Source organism: Hymenobacter sp. BT559, assembly GCF_016427535.1.
GTDB lineage: Bacteria > Bacteroidota > Bacteroidia > Cytophagales > Hymenobacteraceae > Hymenobacter.
Window position 1 is genome coordinate 1 of the sequence record NZ_JAELXV010000009.1, and the last position, 15554, is coordinate 15554.

At 51.9% G+C, this 15554-nt stretch carries 16 protein-coding genes; 5 read left to right on the plus strand and 11 right to left on the minus strand.

Going from position 1 to position 15554, the window contains the following annotated elements; translation table 11 throughout:
- The 3 genes from JAO77_RS21625 to JAO77_RS21635 all read right to left on the minus strand — a co-directional run.
- A partial coding sequence (locus tag JAO77_RS21625) for a hypothetical protein (RefSeq protein ID WP_198992638.1) occupies positions 1–290 on the minus strand: 290 nt, incomplete at its 3' end.
- An 84-nt stretch (positions 291–374) separates the two neighbouring features.
- Positions 375–680: a hypothetical protein gene (locus JAO77_RS21630; RefSeq protein WP_198992640.1), complete on the minus strand. Its 306-nt coding sequence runs from the start codon at positions 678–680 to the stop codon at positions 375–377.
- The gene (locus JAO77_RS21635; RefSeq protein ID WP_198992641.1) at positions 677–1111 is read right to left on the minus strand and encodes a hypothetical protein; all 435 of its coding nucleotides are present in this window, start codon (positions 1109–1111) and stop codon (positions 677–679) included. The genes JAO77_RS21630 and JAO77_RS21635 overlap by 4 nt, the downstream gene beginning before the upstream one ends.
- A gap of 221 nt (positions 1112–1332) precedes the next feature.
- Between JAO77_RS21635 and JAO77_RS21640 the strand changes: the two genes are divergently transcribed.
- Positions 1333–1500, plus strand: coding sequence for a hypothetical protein (locus JAO77_RS21640; RefSeq protein WP_198992642.1), 168 nt, complete (start codon positions 1333–1335; stop codon positions 1498–1500).
- A gap of 151 nt (positions 1501–1651) precedes the next feature.
- On the opposite strand, the gene JAO77_RS21645 is transcribed toward JAO77_RS21640, so the two are convergent.
- Entirely contained in the window at positions 1652–2482 is an 831-nt protein-coding gene (locus JAO77_RS21645) for an aldo/keto reductase (protein WP_198992643.1), read from the minus strand.
- A 311-nt stretch (positions 2483–2793) separates the two neighbouring features.
- Between JAO77_RS21645 and JAO77_RS21650 the strand changes: the two genes are divergently transcribed.
- On the plus strand, positions 2794–3450 hold the full coding sequence (locus JAO77_RS21650; protein ID WP_198992644.1) for a hypothetical protein: 657 nt from the start codon (positions 2794–2796) through the stop codon (positions 3448–3450).
- Positions 3451–3481: 31 nt separating this feature from the next.
- On the opposite strand, the gene JAO77_RS21655 is transcribed toward JAO77_RS21650, so the two are convergent.
- Both JAO77_RS21655 and JAO77_RS21660 read right to left on the minus strand, forming a co-directional pair.
- Complete coding sequence (locus JAO77_RS21655) at positions 3482–5272, minus strand: DUF4209 domain-containing protein (protein WP_198992645.1); 1791 nt, start codon at positions 5270–5272, stop codon at positions 3482–3484.
- A gap of 141 nt (positions 5273–5413) precedes the next feature.
- Positions 5414–6442 (minus strand): AbiTii domain-containing protein, encoded by a 1029-nt coding sequence (locus JAO77_RS21660; protein ID WP_286192486.1) that lies wholly within the window; start codon positions 6440–6442, stop codon positions 5414–5416.
- A 488-nt stretch (positions 6443–6930) separates the two neighbouring features.
- On the opposite strand from JAO77_RS21660, the gene JAO77_RS21665 reads away from it, so the two are divergent.
- Together JAO77_RS21665 and JAO77_RS21670 are read left to right on the plus strand one after the other, a co-directional pair.
- Positions 6931–7650: a recombinase family protein gene (locus tag JAO77_RS21665; RefSeq protein ID WP_198992647.1), complete on the plus strand. Its 720-nt coding sequence runs from the start codon at positions 6931–6933 to the stop codon at positions 7648–7650.
- Positions 7651–7696: 46 nt separating this feature from the next.
- On the plus strand, positions 7697–8566 hold the full coding sequence (locus tag JAO77_RS21670; protein WP_198992648.1) for a nucleotidyl transferase AbiEii/AbiGii toxin family protein: 870 nt from the start codon (positions 7697–7699) through the stop codon (positions 8564–8566).
- On the opposite strand, the gene JAO77_RS21675 is transcribed toward JAO77_RS21670, so the two are convergent.
- On the minus strand, positions 8563–9441 hold the full coding sequence (locus JAO77_RS21675; RefSeq protein ID WP_198992649.1) for a type IV toxin-antitoxin system AbiEi family antitoxin domain-containing protein: 879 nt from the start codon (positions 9439–9441) through the stop codon (positions 8563–8565). The genes JAO77_RS21670 and JAO77_RS21675 overlap by 4 nt on opposite strands.
- Positions 9442–9670: 229 nt before the next feature.
- On the opposite strand from JAO77_RS21675, the gene JAO77_RS21680 reads away from it, so the two are divergent.
- Positions 9671–11710, plus strand: coding sequence for a Shedu immune nuclease family protein (locus JAO77_RS21680; RefSeq protein ID WP_198992650.1), 2040 nt, complete (start codon positions 9671–9673; stop codon positions 11708–11710).
- A gap of 190 nt (positions 11711–11900) precedes the next feature.
- Here JAO77_RS21680 and JAO77_RS21685 read toward each other — a convergent pair whose 3' ends face one another.
- The 4 genes from JAO77_RS21685 to JAO77_RS21700 form a co-directional block, all read right to left on the minus strand.
- Complete coding sequence (locus JAO77_RS21685; RefSeq protein ID WP_198992651.1) at positions 11901–12170, minus strand: hypothetical protein; 270 nt, start codon at positions 12168–12170, stop codon at positions 11901–11903.
- 153 nt (positions 12171–12323) lie between these two features.
- Complete coding sequence (locus JAO77_RS21690) at positions 12324–12590, minus strand: hypothetical protein (protein WP_198992652.1); 267 nt, start codon at positions 12588–12590, stop codon at positions 12324–12326.
- 26 nt (positions 12591–12616) lie between these two features.
- Positions 12617–13396: a ZIP family metal transporter gene (locus JAO77_RS21695; protein WP_235998554.1), complete on the minus strand. Its 780-nt coding sequence runs from the start codon at positions 13394–13396 to the stop codon at positions 12617–12619.
- A 4-nt stretch (positions 13397–13400) separates the two neighbouring features.
- Positions 13401–15515, minus strand: coding sequence for a heavy metal translocating P-type ATPase (locus JAO77_RS21700; RefSeq protein WP_198992653.1), 2115 nt, complete (start codon positions 15513–15515; stop codon positions 13401–13403).
- Positions 15516–15554 lie beyond the last annotated feature (39 nt).

A 15554-nucleotide genomic window follows, 5' to 3' on the forward strand; every position in this document is an offset into this window, starting at 1 on the left:
CGGGTGGACTGGTCATGGATGGGCGGGTCTAGTGCGGGTAGCTCCGCACTGGCGGCCACGTGGTGGACAAATTGCCATAGATCTAGCGGGGCCAGCGCCACCTGGTCGCCCGTGAACCACAGGTCGGGGCGAAATTCATCCAGGGCGCGGGCCAGGACAGGGGCCTGGGCGCGTTCCGGCAGGGTCGGAAAGTGGTAGACCAAACGCCCTTGCAGATAGTGTAACACCTGAGCACGTTGTGCGGTAGTCGCCTGCCGGTAGGGTAGGGGGGAGGCAGTGGAGGAAAGCATAAATAGGAAGTAGTAAAAGGACAGACGGGGGCCAGCCACTGGGGAGCCAGCTGCGGAGCAGTATGCGTCGAGGTAAGGGAGCCGTTAGGGCAGCGCCGGGCCGGCGGCCGGGGCAGGGCGCTCGCGCAGCCGCTCGTCTGCCAACCAGGTAAGCAGGAGTTGCTGAGCTTCGGCCCGCAGGGCCTGGCGGCGCTCGCGTAAAGCCTCCCGGAGCGTATCCGTGAAGGGGGCACCCGTGGCGGAAGCGAGGGTAATCGTCACCTGCCGGGTATGCGCATGTAGGGTGACGGCGGTTAGCCCGGTGAGCTCCAGCTGGGCGAGTTGACGCAGTTGGCGCTTAGCCTGCTTCTGGGCGCGGCGTAACAGCTTGAGGTCGCGACGGTAGCTCATCGTGCTCGCTGGCTAAGTAGTTCAGCAACTGTTAGCGCGTCGGCCATTTGAAAGCTAGCGACGGCCAAGCGGTCGAACGTGCCGGCCCGGCGGTCGGACCTGTCGGGGAAGAAGGTACTTGGTACCCAACTCGGGGCGGCCTGGGGCAGGCGGGAGCGGTGACTGCGGAAGCTGCTGGAACCCAGCTGACGCAACGTGGCGCCCGTGGCGAGGTCGCGGCGCTGGCGGGCAGCTTCGGCTTGACGACGAGCGATTTCGGCCAGGACGTTCGCTCCCCAGCGGGTAAGACGGGCGATGTCGTCGCTTTCGTGGACGAAGTGATTAGCCCGCAGTTGCTCCGCTTCGCTGAACAGGGGGTGGCCGATGAGGGGCAGTAGGACGTGCTGGCGGAGCTCGCCAAGTACAGGTTGCCCGGTTACATGAGTTTCCATGTAATTTTGGGGTAAGGTTTACAAGAACCCAACTGTAGTGCCTGTTACTAGCAGGTGCTACTATAGGAGACCATCCCTTGCCGGGGATGGTCTCTTTTGCGTACTACAGTTCAGTTTGTCCGACTTGGACAATACAAAAGTATACTAAAGTCTAGACTTTACAAGAAAAAGACACTATAAAATCTATTTTTTTGCTGTCTGACCAGTTATAGATTTGCAGAATGGAAAAGAACGCCTCGATCCCCCCACGTAGCCCCCAGATTAATATCAAGCTGACGGAGGAGGAAAAGGTGCTTTTTCAAAAGGTAGGTAAAGCGCGCGGCCTTAAAGTTTCTGCATTAGCCCGCTCGCTTATGCACGATGAAGCCCGCCGTTTAGGCATATCGTAATAAAAATCGTTGGATACGCCCAGGCCTAATCAATCATTTCGTTTTTGTCCCCATTTCAAAAGCCCTCTCAGCTAAATGGTCGAGAGGGCTTTTTCTGAGGGTACACTATCACTTGTGAAAGTCGGTCAGATGGACTAGCCCGTACTGGGCATCACAACATCTCTAGTGGCAGGCGCTTGCTGGGGCGGGGAAAAGCGACTTCCAATGCAGCGAGGTCGCTGGCCGACAGATGTAGCTCAGCCGCCGCCCTATTTTCCTGCACGTGGGCGACAGTTCCAGCTTTGGGAATGGCCATTATCTGGCCCTGACGCAACACCCAGGCTAGCGCCACTTGCGCCGGCGTCGCGCTCAGGTCCGCCGCGACTTCTCGCAGCCGCATATTAGCGAGCAGCCGTCCCTGTTCGATGGGACTATAAGCCATAACTGGTATGTTTCGGCCCGCGAGCCATGGCAACAGGTCGTATTCTGGGCCACGCCGGGTTAGGTTGTAAAGCACTTGGTCAGTAGCACAGGCCGTGCCCCCGGCGTTAACTAACTCTTGCAGGTCCGGCGTATCGAGATTACTCACGCCCCAACGCAGGATTTTTCCCGCTGCGACCAGCTTTTCCATAGCTTCCACCGTTTCGGCTAACGGGACGCGGCCGCGCCAGTGCAGTAGATATAGGTCGAGCCGGTCAGTGCCCAGCCGCTTCAAACTCGCCTCGCAGGCCTGCGGGAGCCGTTGGTGTGAGGCGTTCTGAGGATAGGCTTTGCTTACCAAGAATACCTGCTCTCGGATGCCGCGCAACGCTTCGCCGACCAGTCGCTCGGACTCGCCGTCGGCATACATCTCCGCCGTGTCGATAAGGGTTAGTCCAAGTTCGACGCCAACGCGTAGAGCCGCTAACTCATCGGCGCGTTGAGCAGGTTGTTCGGCCATCATCCAAGTGCCTTGACCAAGTGCTGGTACTTGGGTACCGTCTGGAAAACGAATAGAGTTCATGATTCATCTCAACGCATAGGAAATGCGCTGGTTATTGGGGCCCTTATTGGACGCTTTTAACAAGGGCATTTCCAGCGCGTAGAGGCACTTTTTTTGAGCGTTCTTAGCTGACCCTTATTGTACTATCTGTTAGCTTAGGTAGCACTCCGTCTAACATATGGGAAATTATCAGACACATTTCCATAGAGTGAAGAGCGTCTTTCCAAATTCAACTTTTTCCTGCTTAACCTCTGCCTAATACCGGCTTACCAAACAGGGAAGAGTACACATCCTCTTAACGTCTCACAATCAAAATTTTTGATCTAAGTAATATGGATAATAATCTCTGGCTCTACGCTAATGGCGAACAGCAGTATCGTGCTGCATACTCCTTGATTGTATTCGGGGCTGAAAACCTTAAGCGTTCTAATCTTATCAAGGGGCTTGATAGATTAGAAACCAATAGTAGACTTATTCAGCTCGGTTTGGAATACGACCGCATGGCTTTTGCACAAGAGTTTATGTGGGACTACTTAATAGACTGCATAAGAATTCTGATGTTTTTCGAAGGTTACATGAAGGCCGAGCTAATAAAGGCTGACTGTTGCGTTCATAATATCCATTATAATGACACAGATACGCTCTTTAAAGCATTAGCAAGGGAGCAACGTAAGCGACCTATTAAATTGCGTGAAATAGGTGACATAGAGCCCTTTGTTACTGATATTTCAAAAGAAAAAATCACTCACAAGCACGTCAAGATTACTACGCTCGGCGTGAGCACACTTCTTTGTCCGAACTACCGCGCTCTTTACCACTTCGATGATGAGATAGTGGATGATATAAAGTTCTTTAATCAGATACGAAACGGGCTACACTTCAATACTGAAACACAAATTCAGCTAGGGCCTACCCTAGTTGAGAGGCTCAAGCGAATTAACTCCTTTGTTAACATTACCATCGAAAAATGGAGGCCTCAAACATCATAAAAAAAGGCCCGGCTGATGAGCCGGGCCTTTTTTATTCAGGCGGATTCGGTGTGTCACTCTGCACTGGACTTGTTTCGCTACTCTGAGTGGTAAGTAGTGACAAAGTCATTAGAATATGGAAAAGCCTATCAGCAGCCATAACGGCCATTTTTCCTTCGCTCATCAAGCCGTGACATAAATCATTGCGCAGATTCCACCCACGCTGTTCAGTGAGGAGAATCCTGCTATACAGAATGAAGTCTTCACCAAATATTCTTAATAGAGATTCATCACGAAGAACATCGTCAAAGGTTTTTAGATGCAATGCACCACCACGATGCAGTTTCATGATTTGCCCCCCTGAAACCTCAACCAGCGTTCTGAATGCATCTTCAATTTGGGGTATTACAAAATGAATGAACAGCATATAGTCACCAGCTAGATAAGCAGTCAATGACCTTTCTAATATTTCCCAGCGCCCGTACATGAAAGCTGGTGATAGCTTTAAATGGTCATTAATAAACTTGCTAGCATCTATCCGAAACTTGTCTATGTAAGCAGCAAGCGCCAAACGTAGAAACATCGCGGTAAAGTCAAGATGCTGACTTATTTGCTGTATTATCCTGCCTTCAAGGTCATTCATAATGCTGCCAATCTGCGCAACCGAACGCCCTCGTTCGTCTATAATATTTACACCCATCATAAATGAAAGTGGATGTTTTTTGGCTAATGCCATTAACTGTTTCTCATTCTCATCTTTGTCCGGACTAAAATAACTGACTACGTTAGCTGTGGAAGTCTTCTCGTCATATTTAAGTAGGCTATCAATAAGTTGCTCAACTTCTTCTCTGGGAAAAGTCATTTCCTGAGAAAACGTTTTTAGCTCGTCTTTGGCCCCAGCACTGATTGCACGAAGCTTAATCAAAAGTGCCTTAGCATCTTCATGTAGTTTGTAGTGCACATACAATTTATGTAAGTGCTCAAGACGGCCACTACGGTTAAGTACGCTAGGGTCCTTATCTGCCTCATAGGCTTTCCCAAGTTGCAGCATTACCCTTCTAGCGTCGTCAGGTTTAGAGCGCTTTTGGTAATAAGCGGCTAACCTAGTGGCGGCAACTTCTGCGGCGTGCGTGTCTGAATTCTCACATTCAGTTAGTCTTTCAAGACGGGACTCAAGGGAGGAAATTATGTTAGCTTCTTCTTCCTCAGTTAGCAAGGATTTTTTATTATCTACTAGATAATCGTAAGAAAATCCCCAGAGTCCAGGTTTATCATCAATAGCTATTTTGTCCTCGTAAGCTAAAATAGCTTTTCTAGTACTCTCTATTAATTCGGGTTTATTAATACTGCTTGCGAGCGAGAGTGCTCTTTCAAGTTTGTCTTTAACGCTAACATCATACTTGTATCTATTAGCATCTGATAATATAATTAGACTTTCAATATTTGCAATGGCGTAATTAATACTTGGCTTCTGATTAGTTATTTTTTTCTCCATGTCCCATACTAGGCCGGCATATCTGGCCTTTAGCAGAGGATTACTAGTCTCATTGGCTCTCTTCTTCCAATAGTCTATAGCGTCAGCATCTACTTGACTGATGTCCGGCGTTACAAGAGTTTTTTCGCCATCATACCAAATCATTCCAGGACTAAAATAAGTATTCCAGCCTAGCTCATCTTTCTCATTATGTTCGCCAAAAGAGAAAGCAATTAATTCTTTAAGTAAGTCACCGGTTGCTTGTTCTCCTTCGGGTAACAAGCTTTTGAGAGCTGATGAAACATCAGTTTCGTCATTTTTACTTTGGAGAGTCTCAATATATGCTAAAGCTTCCTCTAACTTATTCATTCAATGCCGCCTAGAAAGTGAAAAAATATTAGGATTAAATAATTGCTACTCAGCGATGCGAACCAGTGAAGCCAATACCAAGACTGCTGCTGTCAGCTTCCCATTTCAGCATTTCATCAAGGGGTATCAGCAAGCATTCTTCTAGCTCATTACCTCTATCAAATGCGGTGCTTGTTTAAGCAATTCGTACACGGCATGCCCTGTCGCTACACCCGCACCCTTGACGGCTAAATCTTGCAGCGACTCGAAAGCGCGTTTCACTATGCCTTTTTTCGGCTCGGGCTTTTGAAGCTGCACCTCAATACGCTCGACCTCTTGGCTCATCTCTTCGCGGTGGTCATCGAAAGCACTATCGCGGGCAATCGCCTGCTTGAGCTGCTCTGTCAGTTCCTGAAGCGAGGCAACTTGTGCAGTAGAAGTAGCCTGCGTGACTGTTTCGCCACTGGCCGTATTGAGCTGGGCGTTATGGCCAGTATTGGCAGATTGTACTGCCCCATCGCCGAGTGAATAGTTAACGTTACCGTTTGTTACGGTAATGTGTGGATGAAGTGCTTTGCTCACGGTGTCGTTCACGGCCTGCTGGCCCTGTAGAGATTGAAGAGGTATTTTGGAGTCTAACTGGTTTAAATCTAATAGTAAGTCTACCAGCTTCGAACGAACAACTGTCAGAAGGCCAGTCAAGTGATTTAACGGAACAACTTGCCATGCGCTGTAAATGCTCCAACCATTATGCGCATAGAGTTTCTTGGAAACATGCGCAGCCATAGAAGGAGGAATGTGCATGCGTGGATTCTCGCCTGCTTTCTCTCCCGATTCAGCTAGTTGTTCGATTTCAGCGATGCTCTGCCCCAAGGTCCGATGAGTAAGTGCTTCCCGCAGGTCATTATCGAGGTATTCAGCGGCCATTAGCTTATTACCCTGCCACCCTTTGTTTTGCGCATAGTCCTCATGTATCAAATTGACGTGTGGAACAACACCAATTTTTCGATAGGCAGGAACAGGCATTCCTGAGTCGCGATAACCAGTTAACTCCAATTGAGCCCAGTCTTTTAGCTCTTTATTATTGATAAAGTGACCTACCGCTTTAATCTTGAGCAGCACATCCGACAGCTTTATACTCGGAGTAAGCAACTCGTTCAAAGCCGTGCTTATCAGAGAAGACGCGTCCATAGAGCTGAGGGTGATTGATTTTCAAGTTTTATGAAAACAAGGTAAGCAAAAAGCTCCAGCTACTACTGGGGCTAGTTATTGTGTACTGTACGTTTCCCTAAAGCGAAAGCCAGTTAGCAGTAGAGAAAAGCGGTTTCTCACTACCGCATACCTTACGGCGACCTAGTGGGCTTCAATCCTGAAATCAAAATCGTCTTGATAAGTAGTGCTCATGCGATAATAGGGAGTGCAGTGGGTAGCTGGGGGGGCGTATTAATCAAGAGTGGTTCGCAAGAGCAGGGACTATGGTCATCTCTGCAAGTGGCGTTTCAGGCGAGGTTATCTCTTCTAAACATGTATCCGCAAAGCATCACCACCTTCTAGACTGCCAGCGTGGCAGCCCTGTTTCATAAACAGCCGAGCTTTTTTACATATTGTAAACGAGCGTTTACAATATGTAAAATCCAGTACCTTGCAGCAGTTTTGTGCCAATCCGCCCTGTTTGTACCATGTCGGCCCTTCCTGCTGCCAAATTCTACACGCCGTATTATAGGGTCTCCACCCAGAAGCAAGGGACTTCAGGTCTGGGCCTCGAGGCGCAACGGGCCGCCGTGCACGCCTTTGTCGCCGATTCGGCCCAACTCCTGACGGAGTACGTCGAAATTGAGAGTGGCAAGAAGAATTACCGGCCACAACTGCTCGCCGCAATTTCGGAGGCTCGACGGGTGGGGGCGACGCTACTTATTGCGAAGCTGGATAGGTTGAGCCGGAACGCCGGCTTCATCTTCGCTTTGCGCGACTCGGGGGTGGACTTCGTCTGTTGCGACATGCCCGATGCGAATACCTTAACGGTCGGGCTGTTTGCCGTCATTGCCCAGCATGAGCGAGAGACGATTTCTAAACGCACCAAGGATGCGCTCGCCGCCAAGAAAGCCCGCGGCGCGCAGCTGGGCAGCCCGCAGAATTTTACGGCAGCCGTCATTGCCCAGGGGCAGCAGGCGATGCAGCGCAATGCGGCCGAGCACCAAGCGAACCGCCAGGCCGCCCAATTGGCCGAACTGTTGCGGGCCAAAGGACAAACGCTGTGGCAAATTGCAGCCACCCTTAATGCGGCGGGGTACCGTACTCGGCGCGGCAAGGAATTTCAGGCTACAACTGTGCAACGCCTTTTGCCGATGTTACTTAAGACGGATAGCAATCTTGATTTGGCGCAGAAGGACTCGAAATGAATACGGACAGAGGTAGCAGTTGCAACCTGAATTGTATCTTGGAACGATGGAATTAAGCCTGCTAGACAGAATCAAACGGCTCGTTATCGTAGCCCTTGTAACGGACGATATCTTAATGGAAACACTGGTGCTAAAGGGTGGTAACGCCCTAAGCATTGCATATGGAGTAGGCAACCGTGGCTCCGTCGACCTGGATTTTTCAATGGAGCAGGATTTTGAGGATGTGCAACAGACTGTTCAGACTATCGCGACCAATCTAGCGGAAACTTTTGCTGCCCACCAATTGCACGCTTTCGATGTGAAAGTGGAAGAAAAGCCTGGAACGATGCCAGTAGCGCTGCGCTCATTTTGGGGAGGTTACCGGATCAAATTTAAAGTCGCTGACGCGGCTATTTTCGCTCGCTACGGTCATGACCCCAAGCAGCTTCAACGAGCATCTTTAGAATTAGGTACTGCTGAATTTCGTAGCAAGAGTTTCTCGGTAGATATTAGCCGCTATGAGTATTGTGGTCATAAAGTCGCGCACGAGCTGGATGGACTTACCTATTATGTGTATCCGCCCCAGTTGCTGGTATTCGAGAAGGTGCGTGCTATCTGTCAGCAACTGCCCGAATACGCTCTGACTGTTCCTACTCATTATCCACGAGCTCGGGCTCGCGATTTCTACGACATTTATTCGTTGATGGAAGGATTCGACATCGACGTGGAGAGTGTGGAAAGCCAAGATGTGCTACGGCAGGTATTTGCAGCTAAGAAAGTGCCGATAGAATTTTTAGGACAGTTGGCTACGACCCAGCACTACCACGAAGTGGACTTTCCAGCAGTGCGCAGCACTGTGACGGACCCCAGCGGTACTCAGCCATTTGCTTTTTACTTCAATTACGTAGTGTCGCGCTTCGGCCAGTTGCTGCGCTAAAATCCTTTTGGGAAGTATAGTCGCCACTCTGGGGAGTAATCGGTAGCACCCATGTCGTGGGTAAGATAGAAATCTAGTTCCTGTGGTTGTTTTCTGAGCAGTTGCACCTGTGCGGGGCGATAAGTACCAGCCCGCTCTAGGTAAAACCCGATGGCTTGGTGGTAGGGGTAGCGGTAACCTAACTTAGGCAATAGACTAACTAGTTTGTTGATTGAAACTGTGGAGGCAGCTCGCCTGTAAGCTTCTACTACTTCGAATACACCTCCTACATAGTCTGGCCGCACAGCCAAGTCAATCAAGGTGCGCTCTAAAGAGGTCAGCGCGATACGGCCCGCCTGCATGTGCTGCACCTCCACAACGCCCAACCGCCCGGTGAACTTGCCATTGAGCAGGATTAAGGTGTAGTCGCGGTAGCGCGCGTGGGCCTGTGACTGGCGTTGAGGCCGAGCGAAGGCATCATCTATCGCCTCCTGCGTCAATGAGACATTTGAATCTGGCTTGGGTGACTGCTCCGCATTTACATAAATCTGCTTCGGTATCTGGTCTGTCAGACCGTGCAGATACAACGCCGAGTAATGTGAGAGGTAAGCCTGAGTGCGTATATGAGTAGCTAATTCAAAGGCAGTAACCACTTTCCAAGTGTACAAGGTCTTTGTTTCCGTGGGAAAAACGAGGTCCACCTGCTTCATCGCCGTGTGCCGCACTAAAAGCGCAATAAAATCACGGGCTAATAGGCTTTTTGCCAAACGCCAGAAGCTTCGGTGCTCGGCAAAAATCTTTTCCAAGTCTCGGCGCTGAAACACTGCCTGCTCTAGCGTGTTCAGCAACGCTATAATGTCGCTTTGGGCAATTAGAAAGCGGTTTTTGTTAGCCACGGTATGTAATTACTGCTATTCGTAGAAGGTACGCGTACCTTCTACGAATAGCAAAGTTAAAGGTTTTTCTTAACATTGTCAAGCGTTTTTATTGATAAGCAGCTAATTGACGAAGAAACTATTTGTAAAATGTTTCGTACCTTTGCCGGTACGCGTACCGGCAAAGGTCAGGACTATTTTCGCACCTCGCCAAACAATATATTGGTCGTAACGCGCTTACATCTAAGCTATGACACTGATAAAGACCAACGTAGTTGGGAAGGTGCGCAATATCCCGTTAAGTCAGGAGAAGGGTATTATGGCCTTGCACGAAGCCATTGTGAACTCACTGCATGCAATTGACGATGCTAAAACGGATGTAGGAGAGGTGCTTATTGAAGTACGGCGCGACTTTCAAGCAATTCCATTCGCTGAAGGGTTGTCCCCCATCCAGGATATTGTTATCAAAGACAATGGTGTCGGGTTCAACAACCGAAATTATAAGTCTTTTCGAGAAGCGGAGTCTACTTACAAACTGAAGCGCGGGGGTAAAGGCGTCGGCCGGTTTTTATGGTTGAAGGTATTTGACCGGGCGGAGGTGCGCTCAGTGTTCCGTAACACTGACCAGAAATTTTACCGGCGAGATTTTGCGTTTGTGCTCAACAACCGGGCACCCTTAGCGGACGAGCGGACGGTTCCGCTGAGCGTCAACGGGGAGACGCACCCGACCGGCACGACGGTCAAGCTCTGCCAGCTGCAAGATGAGTATGCAGAACGGCTGTCTTTGCCATTAGGAGAACTGGCTGACCTTATTATCGAGCACCATCTTAATTTTTTGGTGGATGAGAGTTGCCCTCACTTAGTGTTGCGTGAGCAAAAAGCCGACGGTAGTACTGAGGAGTATGATTTGAACTACCGCTTCCGCCACGAGTTTCTGATTGAGACGGACGCGGATTCTTTCACACTTCACAACTACCCTTTTGAATTAGCTTTTTTGAAAGTCAAAAGCGGAAGCACAAAGCCGCGTCATGCCATTCTGTATTGTGCGGATAAGCGAGTAGTGACGTCGGAGGCTCTCGCGGCTATTATTCCCAATTTGAACCAGCCACTTCAACACGAGAATGGTGAGGGCTTTGATTTCTTCACGCTGGTCAGCGGTAGCTACCTAGACCAGCATGTAAACCGAGAACGTACCAAGCTGGATATTCCCAGCAAGCCTGTGACCAGCCAAGTATTAGGCAAGCCACTGCTGTCATTAGCCGAGATTCAAGAAGAAACTGTACAGCAAATAAACCAGCAACTCGATGGCTATCTGACGGAGGTGCGACGCGAAAAGCAGCAGTATTTGCAGCATTATGTCAATACCCAAGCCCCGCAGTATCGGACGCTGCTCAAATATCCGCATCTGATTGACCGCATCAAACCGGGGCTGTCGGACGATAAGCTAGATATTGAGCTTTACAAGGCACGCAATGAACTTGTCCTTGAGTCAAAAATTGAGTTGAATAACATTGTGGCCGCACAATCGGACGCCTTGCCGGGCAGTGAGGCCTACACGGAGAACTTTACCCACCTGCTGAGTAAAATAACGGATACAGGCCAGGCCAGCCTAGTCGATTATGTGCTGCATCGAAAGATGATTTTGCGGCTATTTGAAAGCGTGCTAACCCGTGATAATGAGGGTAATTATGCGCTGGAAAAACAGATTCACAAAATTGTCTTTCCAATGCAGAAGACATCGGATGAGGTAGACTATGAAGACCATAATCTATGGCTCATTGACGAGCGCTTGGCCTATCACCGATTTCTACAGTCGGATAAGCCCTTGAATGAAGGAGATAAAAGTTCTCCCCGACCAGATATCCTGCTTAGCTTCGATAAAGCCTTGCTGTACACCGATGCACGAGCAGCACCTTATGATGCCTTCACCATCATTGAGTTCAAACGCCCGATGCGGAAGGAGTATACCGACGAAAGTGACCCAGTGCGTCAAGTGCTAGGATACATTGATGATATCCGGGCCGGCGATGCCCGTACGGAAGACGGGCGACCAATTATACCAACCAAGTCCTGCAAGTTTTACTGTTATATCATCTGCGACTTAACTAAAAACATTCACAAACAAGCTCGTTTGGCTACATTGACTTTAACTCCAGATGAGGCCGGCTACTTTGGATTTAACCCTAATTACAATGCGTACATTGAAATTATCTCTTTTGACAAATTAGTGGGCGATTCGAAGCAACGAAATCAGATTCTATTCGATAAGCTAGGAATTACGCAAGTTTAAGCATAATAGGGTAGGTCCGAACTAGGCAAAGTCAGTCGCTGAAATAGCGAAACCCTTACCGCAATTTTTTCCCTGTTGTGACGAGAATCTTACCAAGCACATCAGTGGCCCCAATCAAGAGTCCATTCGGGCAACTTTAGAAACGGGTTGTTACCGCCTTGTACTTATAGCTACCAAAGTAGGGTAAGCTTTAATGGCTCGCCTCCCAGTAGGCAAAGGCTATAGGAGAAAGTTGTTTCAGCAGGTAAGCCGCTAGTGGCTGGCCACGTTGCTCTAGTACGTAGCGGCGAAAGGGCAGCAAGTCACGATTAGATTCGAAGCCGGTAGCAGCCACTGCCAACTGAGCTTTAGAAGGTAGGTGGGACAGAAAGGCATTAAACTCGGCGGCCGTTAGGTCCGATTTAGAAAGCTGCTGATAGTACCCCGCTTCAGTCTGAGCAATTTCTTCCGGTAGCGTCATGGGGAAAATGGCTGATGAAAGCACAAAAAGGCCAGTTCCGGCAACAGAGCTGGTCTTCTAAGACAATAGAGCTAGCTGCCGGTCTGCTCGTGCGCGTACGATAGCTCTTTGTCACCGTGCTCGGTTATGCAGGTGAAACCCAATAATTAGGTACTAGGGCAGCGTAGTACTGACCACGTGGCTGCGGTCTGCGGGTTCCCCTTGCTGGGTTTCGTAATGCACGTAGTACGCCAGCAGGGTGCTGGGAGCAAATACATCGGTATCGAGAAATGGCGAGCGGGTATTCACAGCCACGCGCTGCCAGGGCGCACCTTCGCCTCCCGCACGTCGGAAGACGTGGGCCACTTCTAAGAACTCCTTAGAGAAGGTCAACTGACGACCCATAGATGTCAGGGTTATGTCGATATTGGTGGTGTGCATCAGCAGGAAAAGCGAGAGTAAGGCTACTAAGCAACCATGCCCAGCAGCAGGAACAAGAGAAAGCCCACAAAAAAAGCTAGCGTAAGCAGTGGCGTTTCGGTCTCCTCGTGCGCCTCCGTAAGTAGCTCCTCGGTAACCAGAAAGAGTAACGCTGCCAGGCCAAAGGAAAGCACAATTTCGAGCAAGTTACCGGTAGCGCCGCGCAATACGGTGTTCCCGATACCGGCCCCTAGAAGCAGCATTAGGGAGGTGCCCGCCACGATGGCCACGGCTCGCCCCTTACTATGCCCGCCGTCGCGCAGCTCCACGGCTGTGGCTAAGCCTAGCGAGAGTAACTCGATAGTCAGGGCGATAGCCAGCAGAGTACCTTCCTTCGCGCCGGCCGCAAAGCCAATTCCCAGCAGCAGCCCATCAATAAGAATATCGATGCCAATAGCTACCAGCAGGCCCCACGGTAGTGGTGACGCGTTTGACGTAGTAGCTGCTGTTTCAGAGGTTGCTTCCTGCTGCTTTTCGAGGCGCTGGGTAAAGTAGCGCAGGCCGAGCATCGTAGCCACGCCCAGGCCAAAACCAATAGCCACTTCGTAGGGGGCATGGTGCTGCACGATGTCAGGCAGTAGTTCGACAGCTACCACGGAGAAGATAACACCCGCCGCGAAGTGAAGAATGGCACTCCGCAGCTTGGGGCCGGGGGCCCGCCACACGGCCAGCGCCGCGCCGGCAATCATGACAATAGCCGGCAGCAGCGAGAAGCCTAATAAGGTTGTCCAGGGGGGCGAAACCGCCGTAGGAATAGTCAGGAGCATGGAATTAGAATTTCATGCGCTGGATGCGCACCGCGTTGAGAATGGCCAGCAGGGCTACCCCCACATCGGCAAAGACGGCTTCCCACATGGTGGCCAGCCCCCCCGCGCCCAAGGCCAGGACAATGGCCTTTACGGCAAAAGCCAGCCAGATATTCTGCCACACCACGTTATGCGTGGCGCGGGCGATGCGGCGGGCCGTGGCAATCTTGCTGGGGTGGTCGGTCTGAATAACCACGTCGGCGGTTTCGATGGTGGCATCCGAGCCCAGGCCGCCCATCGCGATACCCACGTCGGCCAGCGCTACTACGGGTGCATCGTTTACTCCGTCGCCCACGAAGGCCAGCTTGCGGCCCTCCGTTAGGTACTGCTGCACGTACCGGGCCTTGTCTTCGGGCAACAGGCCACCGTGCGCTTCGGTGATGCCCAGCTCCTTGGCCACGCGCTGCACGATGCTGTCCTTATCGCCCGAGAGCATGACGAGCTTGGTGATGCCGTCGGCTTTCAGCTCCCGGACGGCCTGGGCCGCGTCTTCCTTGGGGGCGTCGGCCACGGTGAGGTAGCCGGCGTACTCGCCGTCAAGAGCGGCCACCACGATGCTGTCGGCTACCTGGTCTACTTCGGCCGGGTACACGACGTTGAACTTGCTTAGCAGCTTGGTATTACCAGCCAGCACGTCTCGGCCGTCCACCCGGCCGCGCAGGCCGTGGCCGGCAATTTCCTCCACGTTTTCCACGCCCACGCCCGCTGCTGCCTCCCCGACGTGGGCGACGACGGCGCGGGCGATGGGGTGGGTAGACTTCGTTTCCAGGGCTCCGACCAGCCGCAGCAGTTGCGCGGGCTCGGTGCCAGGGGCAGACTGCACTTGTTGCACGGCAAATACACCTTTGGTCAGCGTGCCGGTCTTGTCCATCACGATGGTATCAATCTCGCGCAGCACATCCAGAAAGTTGGAGCCCTTGAAGAGAATGCCCGCTTTGGAGGCGGCCCCGATGCCGCCGAAGTAGCCCAGCGGAATGCTAACGACCAGCGCGCAGGGGCAGGAAATGACCAGAAATACCAGCGCCCGGTAGAGCCAGTCGCGGAATACGTAGTCGTGCACCACCAGCAGCGGCACCAGCACCAGCAGCGTGGCCAGCCCCACCACGATGGGCGTGTAGACTTTGGCAAACTTGGTGATGAACTGCTGGGTCTTAGCCTTACGGCCCACCGCGTCCTGCACCATTGCCAGAATCTTGCTGAGCTTGGTGTCCTGAAAGCCTGCTGTGACGGTCACCCGCACCAGGCTTTCGAGGTTAATCATGCCCGCCAGCACGGCGTCGCCCGGCTGCTTGGTTTGCGGGGCCGACTCGCCGGTCAGGGCGGCCGTGTTGAAGCTGGCCGCCGTCGCGTTCAGCGTGCCATCCAGGGCTACTTTCTCGCCGGGCCTGATTTCCATGACGTCGCCCACCTGCACGGCTTTGGGGTCGAGGACCTGATTCTGCCCGTTGCGCACTATCGTCACTTCGGTGGCCTGAATTTCGAGCAGCGCCTTGATGCTGCGCTTGGCCCGGTTCACGGCCGCGTCCTGAAACAGCTCGCCCACGGTGTAGAAGAGCATGACGGCCACTCCTTCCGGGTACTCCCCAATGGCAAATGCGCCGATGGTAGCGAGGCTCATCAGCAGAAACTCATTGAAGACGTTGCCGCTGGGGATGCTGAGCACGGCGGCCTTCACCACGTTCCAGCCCACCAGTACGAAAGCCAGCCCGTACCATACCGGCCGCACGTAGCCGGTAAAGAAGCTCACCTGGAAGTGGTCCAGCGCCAGGCCAACCAGTAGCAGCACCAGGCTGATGCCGGGCAAAAGGTAGGGGTTGGCGCTGGCTGGGCCGTGGTCATGGTCGTGCTCATCCTCGTCTGACTCGCCCGGCTCATGGGAATGCCCAGCATGGCTATGGTCGTGCCCCGCCGGCTTGCCCTCAACGGGGGCATGGTCATGGCCGGCTACGTCGTGGCCCTGGGGCTCGACCGCGGCTTGGGGGGTGAGCTGCTCGCGATTGAGCGCGCCCACGTTGTCGAGGTTCACCTGCTTAGCAGTGTTCAGCTCCTCGTTGGTATTGGATGAAGTAGGGTCAGGCATTATAGTAGCTACCAGGATGTTAAAAGAAGGGAAAGGCCG